Origin of the sequence: Lysinibacillus irui (assembly GCF_028877475.1) — a bacterium.
Taxonomy (GTDB): Bacteria; Bacillota; Bacilli; order Bacillales_A; family Planococcaceae; genus Lysinibacillus; species Lysinibacillus irui.
In genome coordinates this window covers 696365-712880 of sequence record NZ_CP113527.1, presented here as the reverse complement: position 1 = coordinate 712880, position 16516 = coordinate 696365, and the positions used below count along the sequence as shown (strand labels likewise).

The window sequence follows — 16516 nt, the reverse complement described above, 5'->3', positions numbered from 1 at the left end:
AAGCACCCCTCCCTTCTACAACCTATAATATGTTTCGGTTGTAGAAATGGGAGGGGTATTCGTCTAGTCAATATTTCCTTTTGGTTTAAAAATTAATGCACCAATAAAGCCAAAAACAATAGCTGCGCTGATTCCCGAGCTTGTTACTTCAAACATTCCTGTTAATACACCCACCAGTCCATGTTTTTCTGCCTCAGCTAATGCCCCATGTGTTAAAGAATTACCAAAGGAAGTAATAGGCACTGTCGCACCTGCACCAGCAAAATTGATCAATGGCTCATATAGGCCCATACCATCTAATATGGCCCCAACAACAACTAATGTGCTGAGTGTATGCCCTGGGGTTAATTTGCCAACATCCATTAATAATTGGCCAATGACGCAAATAATGCCTCCAACAATAAATGCAAATACAAATGTCATTACCATAGTTTTTGCCTCATTTCATCGTAATTTCTATCGCATGTGCTGTACAGGGGATGGTTTCACCTTGCTGATACGATAATGGAGATAATAACGCTCCTGTTGCGACAAGTAATACTCGCTTATAGCTACCTGCACGCAGTTGTTGAATAACATAACTAAAAAAAACAGCTGCTGAACAGCCTGCCCCACTTGCACCAGATTGGAATGCCTCATCTTGTCCATAAAATTCGGCACCTGCATCACGTAATAACGTTAGCTCTTCATTCTTCACACCGTTTTCAACAAGCATTCCCTTCAATAGTTTTAAACCAAGCTGACCCAAATCACCGGTTAAAATTAAATCATAATGATAAATTTTTTGGTTTCTTTGCTGTAGGTGAGATTGAATAGTTTGGAAGGCAGCTGGTGCCATTGCTGCGCCCATATGAAAAGGATCATCCATACCATAGTCTACTGATTTTCCAATAGTTGCTGCTTCTATTGTAGGATACTCCTCACGATGCTTACCGATGAGCGCATAGCCAGCAGCTGTTACAGTCCATTGAGCAGTTTTTGGCTTTTGTGCACCATAATTGATAGGATAGCGGAATTGACGTTCAATTGAATTATGCTGACTAGAGGCACCCGCTAGTGAAAAATTAGCAGCTCCCATCTCTGTTAACAGACACGCAATAATCACTGAAGATACGGATGTGGCACAGGCAGAAAACAATCCAATAAAAGGGATTTCTAAATCTCTTGCTGCAAAATTGGTTGGCGTCATTTGATTGACCAAATCTCCACCCATGAAATAATCGATTTCTCCTTTTTGTACACCAATCTTCTTCATAGCAAATTCACAGGCCTCTTCGATCATTTTGCGATGACCTTGTTCATTGGTTTTCATATCCCAGCGTTCATCATCATAGACGGAGTCGAAATACTGACTAAAAATACTCCGGTTCTCTAAAGGACCAGCTACAACACCACCAGCTAATAGAGATGGCTTCGATTGAAAAACGATTACCATGAAACCACTCCTATCGTCACAAGGATATATTTAATGAGGGCTACGAAAAAAGCAGATACTACCCCAAATAATACGACTGACCCTGCTAATTTAAATAAATTTCCGCCTACTCCTAGGACGAGCCCCTCTGATCGATGTTCGATAGCTGCCGAGATAACGGCATTACCAAAGCCCGTGACAGGTACAGCCGTTCCAGCCCCAGCAAATTGACCAATTTTTTTATAAAGGCCAAGACCTGTTAAAATCATGGCAAAAAACACCATTGTTGCAACAGTTGGATTTCCTGCTGTCGCTTCTGTAAAATTGAAGAAAATAATATAAAAAAGGGACACAGCTTGACCAATTACACATATAAAACCACCAACAAAGAATGCCTTTGCTACATTCTTTAAATAGGGAGGCTTTGGCGTAACATTTTGCTCTAACTGCTGATATTGCTCTTTTTCCATTTAGGTCTCCTCCTTTGCAAGCTCCTTAAGTTCTGTAATTTTATCGCTCAATTTATTATCTTCAATCTGATCCTTTTTTATTTTATTGGCTTCATAAAAAATTTTATAATCAGCTGAGACAAACACCTCTTTGTTTGGATATTTCTCATCAAACTTCTTTTGTAGCTTTTTCTCTAACTTAGTCTTTTTCCACTTTTCCCATGGTTTAATTTGTACTGCAACAAGCATACTATCGTCATATTGGATAACTGTTGAACGATCGACATAGTCTTCCTCTTTAATAAGGGCTTCGACTTCACTTTCATTTTGTAGTGATCCATAGACAATAAATTTTTCTTTTTCAGCACAACCATTTAATAGTGATAAAACGACTAAAAGAGGTAACGACATTCTTAGTAGCCTCAAGTTTTACCCTCCTTTTCTTTACAGTTTCTCCACACATAAAAAAACTATTCATACGAAGATATATACGAAAGCCCGAGTCCAATTTTCAAAAGTACATATTGTAGAAGTAGTAACGAGGAAAGGAGGTGACAATATGGGTTGTGGTAAGCCAACAAATCCTATTGGACCAATCCATTCAGCAGGCTGCGTTTGTGACGTAGTTCGCGCTATTTTAGATATTCAAAATCAAGCGGTGCGAGATGAGTGTTCTCCATGTACAGCTAACTGTTTCTTAGAACCACTAGGCGGGATTGTTAGTCCTGCACGCTCACAAGCAGATACACGTGTATTCATGTTAATTACAAAAGATGGTACTCCTTTCAAAGCATTCTTTAATTCACCAACAGCAGATCCTTGTATCTGTACATCCGTATTCTTCCGCGTAGAAGATATGTTTGATGAGTGCTGTGCGACTTTACGTGTTTTAGAGCCATTATGTACATTTGACTCTAGTGAAAGTACAGTAGACTTATTAAGTCGTGACGGCTGTTGCGTAAACATGAAGAAAATCTGTAAAGTAGATGACTGGAACTCAACAGATAGCTGTATTACTGTAGATTTATCTTGCTTCTGCGCTGTACAATGTATCGCTGATGTTGACTTAGGGATTTGTGACTAATTCTTTCACCTTTGACACACACACATAAAAAAAGTGTACAGCATCCTCTGCTGTACACTTTTTTTATAATGTTGGCAACTTTCTTCCACGCCAAAGTATTTGTTGTATATCTTCAAAATAAATGATTTCCTGTGATTTTAATTCTAATGACGTCAGCATTAAAGAATCACTCTGCACATCTGAAGCAGTACCAGTTAATTTTCTACCATCCTTTAAACAAACTAATAATGGCTGGTAGGCTCTCTGACGAAATGGCTTTTCTAAAAATTGGAGTTGTTTCAGTAAATACGGATCAATTTGTACATCTTCTTCTACATCTTCTTTTTCTTCAACTGTTTCCTCTTCGAAAATGTGATCCTTTACATATACAGATGTACTTTCATCCAAATCAAGTTCATGTAACACCTTAGAAATATTTAAAAAATATGATGGTGATTTTATAAACAAGCGTGGTTCTCGATCCACTTTACTCACTTCCCTTTTTTCCATACAATATGCGGAAGTAAGCAAATTGGTTCTTAGCCTATTTGACTTAAGAAAACTGTCGCTAGCCCTAAGTAAATCAAAATACTTGTACTATCATTTAAAGTTGTAATAAACGGCCCTGATGCTACCGCTGGATCTATTTTCAAACGATGCATTAACAACGGTATAAATGAGCCTGCTAATGTCGCTACTAAAATGGATCCACAAAGGGCTGCTCCTACTAGCATTCCTAGAACGAGTTCATGTTTCCAAAAATAAACGATACCAATAACAATTAATCCACAAACAATACCAGACATTAAGCCTGTACCCGCTTCACGAAGTAGTAACTTAAATTTACTATGTTCCTCCACGTCTCCTGTGGCAATACCTCGGATCGCTACAGCTAATGCTTGTGTTCCACTATTTCCGGAAGTTCCTGAAATTAGCGGAATAAAGACAGCTAATAAAGCTACTTTATCTAAAGTATCCTCAAATTGGCCCATTAAATTGGCCGTAAGCATACCTAAAAACAGTAGTACCACTAACCAAGGCAGACGTTTTCTAGCTGCTTGGAATGGAGTTACATCAAACTTATCCATATCCGAAATACCGGCTAATTTTGAGTAATCCTCCGACGCTTCTTCATCAATAACATCAATAATATCATCAACTGTGATAATACCAAGAAGTTCACCTTTATCGTCAATAACCGGTGTTGCTAAGAAATTATAATCCTTCATAATTTGTGCAACCTCTTCTTGGTCATCACCTACATGTACCATGACAACACGTTCATTCATAATGGAACGAATAAGTGTATCCTCATCAGCAATGATTAAATCACGTAATGAGATAACACCTGTCAAACGGTGTTCTTCATCTACTACAAAAATATAATAAACAGTTTCTGCATCTGGTGCCTCTTTACGTAAAATGGCCATCGCTGAACGTACGGTTGAATTTTCTGGTATAGCGACATATTCAGTGGTCATGATAGAACCAGCTGTATATTCATCATAGCTTAGTAGCTCATTAATTTCTTCAGCCGTTTCCTCATCCATCATTTCTAAATAACTTTCTCGTTGGGCCATATCCAGTTCATTCAAGACATCAGCCGCATCATCAGCATACATATGAGAAAGCATTTCTGCACCATATGAAGGATCCATTTCAGCAAGATATGCTTTATACTCATCATCTTCGATATCGATTGCCTCAAAAATATCAGCCATTTCCGTCGGAGACAAGAACGAATAGATAATCTTCCTTATATCAGGTTCCACCTTTTCGTAAAACGTTGCCTGATCATATGGATGAAGTTCTAAAAACTCATCACGGAATGCGTCAATATTATGTGCTTCGAGCATTTCTCGTAGATGTGCCTCATCAAATTGCACATCATCCTTTTCATTTCTTTCCTCTATCATGCTTGTCCCCTCCTTCCGAGCTTTCAATCATTTTACGGGCAATGCCGTAAATCTACCTTCTATATAATAGAGGGTATTATACCCTTTCTGCAAACCCTTTTTTATATCTTTTCAATGCGTATTTTCATGAACTTCCTTGAAATTGGATATTGCCCCTAAAAAAGTGAAGATTTCTATATTACTATACCTTATATTTGTCATTTATTTATGAAAAAGATGTAAAGAAAATCTCTCCATCCTAATTCTATAGCAAAAATGAAGGAGATGCCCGTTGTGCGAACATCTCCTTATGTCATTAATTTAAGCGGAAGATTCATTTAGCAATCTTTGCATATCTTCAGTGAGCAAACTTGAGAACTGTAATGTTTGATTTGTTAAAGGATGCTGCATATCTAAAGACACACAATGCAATGCTTGGCGGCCAATATATTGGCGATTTCCTCCATAAAGTTCATCTCCAATAAGTGGATATCCTAAATAAGACATATGAACACGAATTTGATGCGTACGTCCTGTATGGAGTCGAAGCTTTATATGTGTCATTGGTTCATTATTAAAATAAAACCTTTTTAACACCGTTACATCAGTATGTGCATATTGCCCATCTTGACGTACCTCTCGCTCAATAATACTGGTTTCTTTGCGTCCAATAGGGGCCACAATTGATTGGACATCTTGTACAACATGTCCATGCACAATGGCTTCATATTGTCTTGAAATTTGACCATGACGTTGAGCAAGCCCCGTTAAATGATGAATATGTGCATGCTTGGCAATACAGAGTAAGCCTGATGTATCTCGGTCTAACCTTGTGACAATATGAGCAGTGGAAGCTAATCCTTGTTGCTGAAAATAACCACAAACTACATTTGCAATGCTATTGGTTGGATGCTCTCGTGAGGGTATCGTACTTTGATGAGCTGGTTTATCAAGGACGAGGATTGCGTCATCCTCATATACGATGGTCAAATCACCATTTTCAATAGCAAGCCCGTCACTTCTTTCCTCAGGGGGAAAGGTCACTTCCACACAATCACCAATATCAAGAACATGTCTTACATTACGTTCAACACCATTCACAGTCAACAAGCCGCCATCAAATTTAATGGCGGTTAAAGCTCGCTTAGAAATACGCCATTCTTGAAGAGCTTCTCGTAATAATTGGCCCTTTTTGTTAGCAATAAAGCGTAGTTTAAATCTTGTATCCATCTTACTCATTCGCGACGAAGGACTCATGCACACGTTCCCAAAATGGGAAGGGGCGGAAACGAGCAAAGCGTACTCTTTCATTTGCTACATTAAATACAATGGCCTTCACATCACCTTGTGTAATTTGTAAATGATCAACGGTCATATTAAAATTCTGATCATTTACTGGACGTAAGACACAATGATGATGCGCTGGTAAAATTAATGGTGAACCAACAGTCCGAAACACACGATTATTAATCGACGCAATTTCTGTGATCTGCAGTGCCGCTAACGTAGGATGGATAATCGCCCCACCGAGCGCTTTATTATAAGCTGTACTACCAGAAGGAGTTGACACACAAAGACCATCTCCACGGAAACGCTCAAACTGATTACCGTTGAGTTCGACATCCATAACAAGTGTTACATCTGGCGATTTGACTGTTGCTTCATTTAAAGCAAGATACGTGTTGGATTCAGCATTATGATGCTCTACCTTTACTTCTAGCAGTGGATACTCTACAACATTAAAGTCTTTTTTAGCAATGGACAAAACTAACTTTTCTAACTCTGATGGCTTCCAATCCGCATAAAACCCTAAATGACCCGTATGAATACCTACAAAGGCTACTTGATCTAATAAATGAGAATATCGATGAAAGGCATGCAACAGCGTACCGTCTCCTCCAATAGAAACTACGATTTCTGGTGTTTCCTCATCATATGTTAAGCCAAAGTCCTGTAAATAGGTTTTAGCTAGCTCCATTAGCTCATTGGATTGTGCATCTCTACGTGATTGTATCGAAAACTTCATTGTGCGTCACGCTCCTTCTCCGATAGTAAATTAGGATTCGATGCCTCTTTGTATTCACTAAAGTAAGCCTGTGCCTCTTGAATTTCACTACGAATTGATGACATTTCCTCATCCAATCGAAATGCTGCCTCGGCTGCACTTTGCAGGCGGTTTTTAATTTCCTCTGGGAACATGCCCTTATATTTATAATTTAAAGAATGCTCAATAGATGCCCAGAAATTCATGGCCAATGTTCGTATTTGAATTTCAGCTAATACTACTTTTTTCCCTTGAATCGTTTCAACTGGGTATTCAACAATCATATGATAAGAGCGATACCCACTTGGTTTATTATGTGTAATATAATCACGTTCTTCTACTACACGCATATCTTTCCGCTGACGAATAAGCTCTGTTACCGTTGCAATATCATCAACGAATTGACACATAATACGAAGGCCAGCAATATCGCCAAGTTCATCACCAAGTTGTTTAGAAGGTTCAAAAGCTAATCCTTTTTCTAACGTTTTATCATATATACTTGCTAAGGGCTTTACACGTCCAGTTACAAATTCAATTGGAGAATTGGCATTCACAATTCCAAATTGAGAACGCATGCCCTTTAATTTTACTTTTAATTCGTCTACTGCTTGTTTATAAGGACTTAAAAATATTTCCCATTGTCCCATTGTAAAAACCTCCCGACATTCGGTCGAACATCACCGTCTGTTCGTTTTGTCTTTCTATTCAGCGAGAATTGTCTTGAAGTGTTGTTCCACCGCTTGGACAAATTCTGCCCCGTAATTGAAATTTCCTTCAATATTATACACGAGCATTTCCAATTCTTCGTAAAAATTTGTCAGTTCAATCGTTTCTTTCCCTATTCGTAGTATTGGATTTTTCTTTTTTTGTAAAATATGTACAAGATTCTCCCAACTACTCGGCGGAAAACGCAAGTAATGATAGTCTTCACCTGCATCAAGTAAATAAATAAATGCAAAGTCATCTGAATCTGCAATGAGTTGTCCAGCAGGTTTTAACTGTAAATTTACTTCATTGTCGTTTAAACTAAAATGAAGTTGATCTTGTTCAAAATTCGATGTTTCTATTGTATAAATTTTACGCACTGCGGTTCCCCTTTTCGTTGTACTCTTCCTCTTATTTTATCACACAGGGTAAATAGTTGCAGTGTGTAAATATTAATTCAAGCGAAACAACGAATGAAAAATAAAAAAATAAATAGGTGAATATAAATGACACAAGAGATTGAAATTGAATTTAAAAATCTATTAACAAAACAACAATATGAGCAGTTATTAGAAGACTTCCACATTAGTCAAAATGCTATTCATCGACAAACAAATCATTATTTTGACACACCTACTCAGGCTATTCGCAAACTACAGAGTGGACTGCGTATTAGACAAATTGGTGATTATTATGAATGTACCCTCAAAGAGAAAAATGCCGAGCACGCTCATCTTGAAACGACGGATGAACTTACAGCAGCACAAGCACAGCAAATGCTAGATGGTAAAGGGTTTTATGCCATAGAGGTAGCTAAAAGATTGGACTTCTATCAAATTCCTTTGGAACAATTGCAGGTTTTTGGTTCTCTCACTACGGATCGTGTCGAAATTCCTTATAAAGAGGGACTTCTCGTTTTTGACCATTCTTACTATTTGCAGTGTGACGATTATGAGGTAGAATATGAAGCAAAAGATGCAATAAAAGGAAATACAATTTTCGACGAATTTTTACAACAATACGGAATTAAAAAACAAGCTACAGATAAAAAAATAGCGCGCTTTATGAAGGCCCTACAAGCACAAAATTCATAATAGTATAAATATAACGGAAGGTGACTAACTCCTTGGATATTCAATCACTAAAATCTTTACTAGAAATTCAAGCATTGCAAACACTTGGCGCTGCTGAAAATTCATCACCAAACAACCTGACTGACAATAATTCTATTTTTTCTGACATGATCAATGAGTTATTAGGAAATGCCTCGACTGCAAGCAATGCCAAATTATCTAGCTTGCTTGCAACAGGGACAGCTAATAATTCAGATTTCGTCAATCAGCTGGCAATGCTAGCAAATACGTCCGAATCAAGTCCATTGGAATCATTGCTTTACCAAGGCTCTAATGCTGTTTTTATCCCTGAATCTGTCAAACATGCATTAGCTAACACATCTACTAGTAAAAAGCTTGATTCCTATGTTTCCGATGATGTAATAGGCTCTACCGCTTATGCCAATTCACTAGCAGGAGCTAATCAGTATGCCGCTATTATTGAAAAAGCAGCTGCTACTTATCAAGTACCTGCAAAGCTTATTGCAGCTGTTATAAAACAAGAATCTAATTTTAATCCAACCGTAGTAAGCCATGCGGGAGCACAAGGCTTAATGCAATTAATGCCTACAACTGCTCAATATTTAGGCGTGACAAACGCTTTTGACCCAGAACAAAATATTATGGCTGGAGCGAAATATTTGCGTCAAATGCTAGATAAATTTAATAATGATCCTACACTTGCATTAGCTGCCTACAATGCTGGCGCATCACGTGTTACAAAATATGGAGGTATCCCTCCTTTCAAGGAAACACAGAATTATGTCAAAAAAGTGATGAATTACTTTACGGTGTAAACCGCATATTCCCTGTTCTCTATGCCTTTTCCAACAAATTTCACCCTCTGTGGTGAAATTTGTGCTTTTTTAGCGAACAACAATTCGAAAGAGCTCTTTGTTTGTGTTAACGAAAAGACGTTGATAGAATGAAGGTAGTCACAAGAAATTCACATTTTACTGATGACGAAGTATATCAATTTGCCTCGCTGATAAAACAAGCATTCATAGTCTTCTGTGCCTGACGCTTCGCATTAGGTACAAAAACATTTGTTGGATCAGAAAAAATGATACTTTACGATATAAAGAATTAAAGGAGCATATAACTTATGAGTCGAAAATACACTGTTCCTTATGAGGAGCTGGGAGCTGAAAAACTGGAAGAACTAATTCATGCGTTCTATAAAAGAGTTGCTCAGCATCCTGATCTTATTCCAATCTTTCCAAAGGATTTGACAGAGACAGCCCGTAAGCAAATTCAATTTCAAACACAGTATTTAGGTGGACCCAATCTTTTTACTGAAGAACATGGACATCCAATGATGCGTGCACGTCACATGAATTTTCCGATTACACCTGACCGCGCTCAAGCTTGGCTAGAGTGTATGTCAGAAGCAATGGATGAGGTAGGTTTGGAAGGGAAGTTCCGTGAAACTTATTATCAACGTTTAGTATTAACAGCTCATCACATGGTTAATACGCCTAATGACGATGAGGGGGAATTGTTACGTGAATAATATTCAAATGCTACAAGAGCCGACGCCAACGATTTCTACTGCTAATAAGCCAATTGAATTGTATATTTTCGTAGATCCACTTTGCCCTGAAGCTTTCAGTATGCAAGCGACTCTTCGTAAATTACAGCTTGAATACAACCATTATTTTACATGGCGCTATGTTTTAAGCACAGAGCTTACTTCGTTAAACTGCTTAAGTAAGCGTGTCAAAGGTTGTATTTCAGGGATCGAACTTGATATTAATCACCCTGTGTTACCTTCTATTGCGATTAAAGCAGCTGAATTACAGGGAAAACGTGCAGGTGCACGCTATTTATCGAAACTACAAGAATATGTTTTATTAAGCCATCAAGATGTAAACTCCTATGCTACTCTTTTAAAAATTGCAGAGGATGTTCAGCTTGATATGAATGAGTTCACTGTAGACTTTGGCTCAAAGGAAGCAGCACGAGCCTTCCAATGCGATTTATATATTAAACGTGAAATGGAAGTTGACGAAGTGCCCAGCATCGTATTTTTCAATGAATGTATTGAAGATGAGGGGCTTAAAGTTAGTGGCAGCTATTCCTATGAAGTTTATGAACATATTTTACAAGAAATGCTGAGCGAACAACTTGTACGCCAGCCATTACCATCAATAGAGGACTTATTTTCTAAATTCCATACTCTTTCTACAAATGAAATAGCTTTTATCTATTCATTAACAGAGCAAGCAGCAGAACGTGAACTAAAGAAACGCATGCTACAACAAAAACTTGAACGAATTCAGACAACTCACGCTACGTTATGGCGTCTTAAATAATATAATAAGCAACAAGGGACTCCACTAATTTATTATGGGGTCCCTGTTGCTTTTAATTACTCAAAAAACAAAGAAGCGCCTCTATCCTCGACCGATAGAGACGCTTCTTTTTCACAAAGGGGATGGGAGAAATGTTCACGTTCAAACAAAGGGGTGTATGTTTGTTTTGTGATTTATTTCACAAGAATTACTCTATCATGGAATAATATATTTAGCAATGAAACTAATAGTAGATTCACAAATTTGTCAAATAGAAAGCGATTACAAACAGTATTTATCCAACATGCACACTTTTAAACTGTTTATAAATCAAAAAAAATCATTATTCTTTTATTTCAAATTACACTGACAATAACTAAAAAAGGACTATAGGAATATTCCTACAGTCCTTTTAATTAATTATTTAACAATAATTTTTCCAATTCAGTTAAACGCTCTTCAAAAACCTTACATGCATCGTCAATTGGCTTAGCAACGTTCATATCTACACCTGCAGCCTTTAGTACTTCAATTGGGAAATCAGAGCATCCTGCTTTTAAGAAATTATTAATATAACGTTCTACAGCTGGTTGACCCTCCTCTAAAATTTGTTTACTTAACGCTGTAGCGGCTGATTTACCCGTCGCATATTGATATACATAGTAATTATAGTAGAAGTGTGGAATACGTGCCCACTCTAAACCAATTTCCTCATCCACAACAATATCATCACCAAAGTACTTTTTGTTTAATTCATAATAAACTTCAGTTAAACGATCTGCCGTTAATGACTCACCATTTTTATCCATTTGGTGAATAAGATGTTCGAACTCCGCAAACATTGTTTGTCTGAATACCGTACTTCTAAAACCATCTAACCAATGATTTAGTAAGTATATCTTTTGTTGAGGATCATCAATTGTTTTTAGTAAATAGTCATTCAATAGCTCCTCATTACATGTAGAAGCAACCTCTGCCACAAAGATTGAATAGTCTCCATATACAAATGGCTGATTGTTTCGTGAATAATAACTATGAACACTATGGCCAAATTCATGTGCTAATGTAAATAGATTATTTACATTGTCTTGCCAATTCATTAAAATATACGGATTCGTACCATATGCACCTGATGAATAGGCTCCACTTCGTTTACCTTTATTCTCTAAAACATCTACCCAACGATTATCCAAGCCGTTTTGGACGATGCTTTGATATTCCTCACCTAATGGTGCTAATGCTTTCACTAAAATATCTTTCGCCTCATCATAAGTAACCTTCATTTCCACTTCTTTAACAAGAGGAGCAAATAAATCCCACATATGCAATTGATCCACACCTAATAACTTCTTACGCAATGAAATATAACGTTGCATTGCTGGTAAATGCTTATGAATCGTTTCAATTAACTGATCATAAACATTTTCTGGAATGAAATTATTAGACATCGCTGCATGGCGAGCAGAATCATAATGACGAATACGAGCGTTTACATTATGCTTCTTTACATTACCAGTTAATGTGGCTGAAAACGTATTTTTAAATTTACCATAAGTTTCGTACATGGCTTTAAACGCACCCTCACGTACAGAGCGATCCTTGCTCTCCAAAAACTTGATATAGTTACCATGTGTAAGCTGTACCTCTTCGCCCTCTTCATTTTTCACATGAGGGAAAACCATATCGGCATTATTTAACATGCCGAATGCATTGGAAGCTGTACCAGTAACCTCAGACATTTGAGCTAGCAATGCCTCTTGTTCAGCTGGTAGTACATGTGGACGTGCCATGGTAATTTCTTTTAAAGATTGCTTATATAATTGTAAATCTTGATTTTCTGCTAGGTAGCTTTCAATTGTTTCTTCACTTAAAGACAGAATCTCTGGTGTTAAAAACGCTAGGCCAGCTGAGATACTAGTTGCCAATGTTTGAATACGGCTATTCATATCTTGATAAAAGCCATTTGCCGTATCCTGATCGTAACGCATGTGAGCATATGTGTAGAGCTTCATGGCACGTCCATAAAGATGATCGTGATACTGTAAAGCCGCTAATAATGCCTCTGCTCCATTGTTTAAAGTACCTGCATAGCTAGATGCTTGTTTAGCAAGCTCTGCAACCTCCTTAAACTCCTCTTCCCAAGCTGCATCAGTTGCAAAGATGTCCTCTAAACGCCAAGTTAATTCTTCTGGTACTTCATTTCTTACCAAAACTTTATTACTATTACTAGCCAAGTATGCCAGCCCCCTTAATATGTGCTTTTTTCCTTTTACTCTCATATTTTCTCAATATATTGCGACAATTGCAAATAAATGTGCATACACTTGCTTATAAATATCTTGCGAATGATTTCCTTGCTTTATGTTTTTTAGGAAGTGGCCGTAATGCTGAACAGCGTTAATTGCCTGTTCCGTCCTTTCTATTTGGTGCTCCCTTAAAAATTGCTGAATAAGGTCCCTATCTAATTCATATGACTGCATGCCTAGTCGTTTACTAAAGTGCAACAGCATCGTCTGCCATTCACTTGTAAACAAAGAGATTGCTGCTCCTTCTTTTACTGGTATTCCAATGTAAGAAGGCATAGCAGTTAAAGAAAGCTTTAACTCATAGCAGGTCCGTAAAAACGAATCTTGCGTACCCTTTTTGCTATGTAAAAGGCGTCCGTATGCAAACTGTCTACAAGCATGTTTATACAACTGCCAATATTGTTGAAATTCTGCTTGGGTAATACGCTTGGGTAGATAAAAAGGGAAGAGCTGTTGATCGATTGGAATTACTTGTACTTTGCCTATGAAAGTATGCCCATGAATAGGAAGAAGATTCGTCCAATAAATAAAATGTGCTGTCTTAGCGTTATAGGTTATTAAATAAGGTAATTCTTCTGCGTCCAAGATAAACGCTTTTTGCAGCAAAGGAGGAATTTTAATTTTGCATATACCACTTAAAGTATCTTTGCTTTGAGGCGTTTGAAAAAGCCAAATTGCTTGTATGCCATTTTTTTCATAACCCTCTGTTCGTCGGTCCCATATTTCGTGGGGGATTGTACTACATTGATATTCAAAAGCAAAATGCTTGTCATCCATTGTAACAAGTATATCTGGACGCTGAGAAAGCTTATTTAAAAATGGCTCCAGTTTCACTTTATATTTAAGCTTTTTTAACCATTCATATAATTGAATTTTACCTTGTAGATGTAACTTAGATTCCCCTTCTGAAAATAATTGTGAACATTTATTATTTGTGAGGTGGGCAAAATGTGGAATTTTAGAGTGACCTATTTTCAATTGAACAGGTTCAAGACACTGTGGACAAAAAAATTTCATCTGTCGCCTATATCGCTGTAAAGCTTTCCTCGTATATTGATATGGGAGAAATAGCTGCAGTTGATTGTTATAAGCAATAAGCATCGAATCAGCTCCTTTTTAGCCAACTATAGTAGAGAGGAATGGCTATCACAAAGAAATAAGCTGTTTTTCTTGAAATTAAAGAAATGCGGTCTAAAAATTTATAAGGATAAAAAAAGGACTGCAGTGAAACTCGATCATGAACGAGTTTCACTGCAGTCTAACAAATCAGGTAATCCACTGCTTAAGCAAAATATTTTCGGATTGTTTCAAAGCAATTAAATTCCATTATCTTTTCACCGTACTCCTCTAGACGATGAATTGTGAAATTGGATGGTGTTAAAAATTCTTTGATGACCGCATTTCTATCATGACGATTTAACTCCTCATCTGCGTTACCAAAATCAACAACTAAATAGTACCAATCTTCATATTTGAATAATGAGGAATCCACTAATTCGTCTGTCATTCGTTTTGCGACAGGGATTAACTCATCAATATCTTTAAATTTATAAACATAAATGTCTGTATCCATAAATAATTCTGACTCATCCATGTCACCAAATTGAGTTAGCTGGCTAAGAAGATCTTCCCCAACTTCATCGAATGGTGCAAACATATCTTTGTGTTCATCAAAATTCGAATGACCATCTAATGTTTCACCGTCTTTTAAAATATGTGCACGTGTGACAATGATTTCTAAGCCAACTTCAGATGCATTGATATGAATCCAAATCGGACCCTCTACATCAAAATAATCCTCCGTGTTTACTTCATCAATCATATCCCAAAAAAGTTGTTCACCCTTTGCTCGATTGTACCAAATCTCTTCACGACTATAGCCGCGATCCTCTATATCATTGTACGTAATAAAGAGCTTGAGTGTATTTTCATTTACACGTTCGATGTCCACTAGACCTCATCTCCCTTCACTGTCATATGTCGAAAAACAGTTTTGTTTCATTAGTATGCTTTTATTCTTTGTTTTTAACCTTCATACCGCATTTGTTTTTCAACCTTTGACCACACTACAGTTAAACCATCGAGTACACCGTAAACATCGATTATTTTGTTCACAGTTGTCTCTAACTCTATTGTATGCTGTTCTGTCATAAAATGAAAAGGATATACACCGTTTCACAGAAGATATTTGAATTATTGAAATTGTAGTAAACTATTTAACTTAAATCAAGTTTAACATACTTTAACGGAAATATATGACTTTTCCTATTAATTATTATACTTCATATAGAAGGTTTTACATAAGTAAAACATAAAAAAATAGATGTCACAACATGCATTCCACATTTGTAACATCTACTACATATATTATTCAAAAAGGGTAGTTTTAATTCACCATTCGCTGCGCTTCTTGAAGCTGATATGCTCGAACTTTACGAGGTAGGAAGCGACGAATTTCATCTTCATTATAGCCAACTTGTAGACGTTTTTCATCCAAAATGATTGGTCGGCGTAATAAACCAGGATACTCCTGAATTAATTCATATAAACGTTGTAGTGGTAAACTTTCAACATCTACATTTAATTTTTGGAATATTTTTGAACGAGTAGAAATAATTTCATCTGTCCCGTCTTCAGTCATACGTAAAATTTTTTTAATTTCACTAATACTTAGTGGCTCAGAAAATATATTACGTTCTGTATATGGAATTTCGTGCTCCTCTAACCAAGCTTTCGCTTTACGACAAGAGGTACAACTTGGTGATGTAAATAGGGTTACGATCATTCTGACACATCCTTTCATTTCGAAATTATTATCTAAAACCAGAACCAGAGTGTTAAATTAGAATTAATGTAAAGTAAAATACACAGTACCATTATACAGTACTCCGCTGTATTTGAATATAGTTCCAATAAAAAAAGACTGAACCCACAACTAAATATTCTTTCTTTTTATACATCTTTTAATGTAGCGTATTTTCTACTATCTTATGTGCTACTATTAACATTCCCACTTTCAATGCATTTTAAACATCTAGGCTTGTATCTTAGTTGTTCTCATTTATAAAAATTAAACGAGAAAATTGTCAATTTGGTGTGTACAGCGAAACATATTTTTAATAAAAAAGTATAAATTTATAACATTATTACACAACAGAAAAAGCATATAATTTTTTTATGAAAAAAAACACAGTCAAAAGTCTGACTTTACACAATGGAATCTTTATAATA

General features: G+C 36.7%; 19 protein-coding genes. 5 read left to right on the top strand and 14 right to left on the bottom strand.

Going from position 1 to position 16516, the window contains the following annotated elements:
• Positions 1 to 63: 63 nt before the first annotated feature.
• Genes spoVAE through OU989_RS03360 form a run of 4 tightly spaced genes read right to left on the bottom strand, consistent with a single transcriptional unit; the run spans position 64 to position 2289 of the window.
• Complete coding sequence (gene spoVAE / locus OU989_RS03375) at positions 64 to 423, bottom strand: stage V sporulation protein AE (protein WP_274797271.1); 360 nt, start codon at positions 421 to 423, stop codon at positions 64 to 66.
• 16 nt (positions 424 to 439) lie between these two features.
• Complete coding sequence (locus OU989_RS03370; protein ID WP_274795708.1) at positions 440 to 1435, bottom strand: stage V sporulation protein AD; 996 nt, start codon at positions 1433 to 1435, stop codon at positions 440 to 442.
• Positions 1429 to 1884, bottom strand: coding sequence for a stage V sporulation protein AC (spoVAC, locus tag OU989_RS03365; protein WP_274795707.1), 456 nt, complete (start codon positions 1882 to 1884; stop codon positions 1429 to 1431). Before spoVAC ends, OU989_RS03370 begins: the two co-directional genes overlap by 7 nt.
• Positions 1885 to 2289, bottom strand: a complete 405-nt coding sequence (locus tag OU989_RS03360) for a YhcN/YlaJ family sporulation lipoprotein (RefSeq protein ID WP_274795706.1) — start codon at positions 2287 to 2289, stop codon at positions 1885 to 1887.
• Positions 2290 to 2422: 133 nt separating this feature from the next.
• On the opposite strand from OU989_RS03360, the gene OU989_RS03355 reads away from it, so the two are divergent.
• Positions 2423 to 2947 carry a CotY/CotZ family spore coat protein gene (locus tag OU989_RS03355; protein ID WP_008174263.1) on the top strand — a complete coding sequence of 175 codons (525 nt, stop codon included), beginning with the start codon at positions 2423 to 2425 and terminating at the stop codon, positions 2945 to 2947.
• A 63-nt stretch (positions 2948 to 3010) separates the two neighbouring features.
• On the opposite strand, the gene OU989_RS03350 is transcribed toward OU989_RS03355, so the two are convergent.
• The 6 genes from OU989_RS03350 to OU989_RS03325 form a co-directional block, all read right to left on the bottom strand.
• Positions 3011 to 3412, bottom strand: coding sequence for a hypothetical protein (locus OU989_RS03350; protein WP_274795704.1), 402 nt, complete (start codon positions 3410 to 3412; stop codon positions 3011 to 3013).
• A 53-nt stretch (positions 3413 to 3465) separates the two neighbouring features.
• On the bottom strand, positions 3466 to 4842 hold the full coding sequence (mgtE, locus tag OU989_RS03345; protein ID WP_274795703.1) for a magnesium transporter: 1377 nt from the start codon (positions 4840 to 4842) through the stop codon (positions 3466 to 3468).
• A 300-nt stretch (positions 4843 to 5142) separates the two neighbouring features.
• Positions 5143 to 6051: an RluA family pseudouridine synthase gene (locus OU989_RS03340; protein ID WP_274797270.1), complete on the bottom strand. Its 909-nt coding sequence runs from the start codon at positions 6049 to 6051 to the stop codon at positions 5143 to 5145.
• 1 nt (position 6052) lies between these two features.
• Positions 6053 to 6847 (bottom strand): NAD kinase, encoded by a 795-nt coding sequence (locus OU989_RS03335; RefSeq protein WP_274795702.1) that lies wholly within the window; start codon positions 6845 to 6847, stop codon positions 6053 to 6055.
• Positions 6844 to 7515, bottom strand: a complete 672-nt coding sequence (locus OU989_RS03330; protein ID WP_274795701.1) for a GTP diphosphokinase — start codon at positions 7513 to 7515, stop codon at positions 6844 to 6846. The genes OU989_RS03335 and OU989_RS03330 overlap by 4 nt, the downstream gene beginning before the upstream one ends.
• Before the next feature lie 54 nt (positions 7516 to 7569).
• A complete protein-coding gene (locus OU989_RS03325) occupies positions 7570 to 7953 on the bottom strand; it encodes a UPF0738 family protein (protein WP_274795700.1) in 384 nt (127 codons plus the stop codon).
• 126 nt (positions 7954 to 8079) lie between these two features.
• On the opposite strand from OU989_RS03325, the gene OU989_RS03320 reads away from it, so the two are divergent.
• From OU989_RS03320 to OU989_RS03305, 4 genes are all read left to right on the top strand, one after another.
• The gene (locus OU989_RS03320) at positions 8080 to 8667 is read left to right on the top strand and encodes a CYTH domain-containing protein (RefSeq protein WP_274795699.1); all 588 of its coding nucleotides are present in this window, start codon (positions 8080 to 8082) and stop codon (positions 8665 to 8667) included.
• A gap of 32 nt (positions 8668 to 8699) precedes the next feature.
• On the top strand, positions 8700 to 9482 hold the full coding sequence (locus tag OU989_RS03315; RefSeq protein WP_274795698.1) for a lytic transglycosylase domain-containing protein: 783 nt from the start codon (positions 8700 to 8702) through the stop codon (positions 9480 to 9482).
• A gap of 308 nt (positions 9483 to 9790) precedes the next feature.
• Positions 9791 to 10198 carry a globin domain-containing protein gene (locus tag OU989_RS03310; RefSeq protein ID WP_012292959.1) on the top strand — a complete coding sequence of 136 codons (408 nt, stop codon included), beginning with the start codon at positions 9791 to 9793 and terminating at the stop codon, positions 10196 to 10198.
• Positions 10191 to 11000, top strand: coding sequence for a DsbA family protein (locus OU989_RS03305; RefSeq protein WP_274795697.1), 810 nt, complete (start codon positions 10191 to 10193; stop codon positions 10998 to 11000). Before OU989_RS03310 ends, OU989_RS03305 begins: the two co-directional genes overlap by 8 nt.
• 395 nt (positions 11001 to 11395) lie before the next feature.
• On the opposite strand, the gene pepF is transcribed toward OU989_RS03305, so the two are convergent.
• From pepF to spxA, 4 genes are all read right to left on the bottom strand, one after another.
• Positions 11396 to 13213 carry an oligoendopeptidase F gene (gene pepF / locus OU989_RS03300; RefSeq protein WP_274795696.1) on the bottom strand — a complete coding sequence of 606 codons (1818 nt, stop codon included), beginning with the start codon at positions 13211 to 13213 and terminating at the stop codon, positions 11396 to 11398.
• A 51-nt stretch (positions 13214 to 13264) separates the two neighbouring features.
• Positions 13265 to 14386 (bottom strand): competence protein CoiA, encoded by a 1122-nt coding sequence (locus OU989_RS03295; protein WP_274795695.1) that lies wholly within the window; start codon positions 14384 to 14386, stop codon positions 13265 to 13267.
• Between the two features lie 181 nt (positions 14387 to 14567).
• Complete coding sequence (gene mecA, locus OU989_RS03290) at positions 14568 to 15236, bottom strand: adaptor protein MecA (RefSeq protein WP_274795694.1); 669 nt, start codon at positions 15234 to 15236, stop codon at positions 14568 to 14570.
• Between the two features lie 435 nt (positions 15237 to 15671).
• On the bottom strand, positions 15672 to 16067 hold the full coding sequence (gene spxA, locus OU989_RS03285) for a transcriptional regulator SpxA (RefSeq protein WP_025116803.1): 396 nt from the start codon (positions 16065 to 16067) through the stop codon (positions 15672 to 15674).
• Between the last annotated feature and the right edge of the window lie 449 nt (positions 16068 to 16516).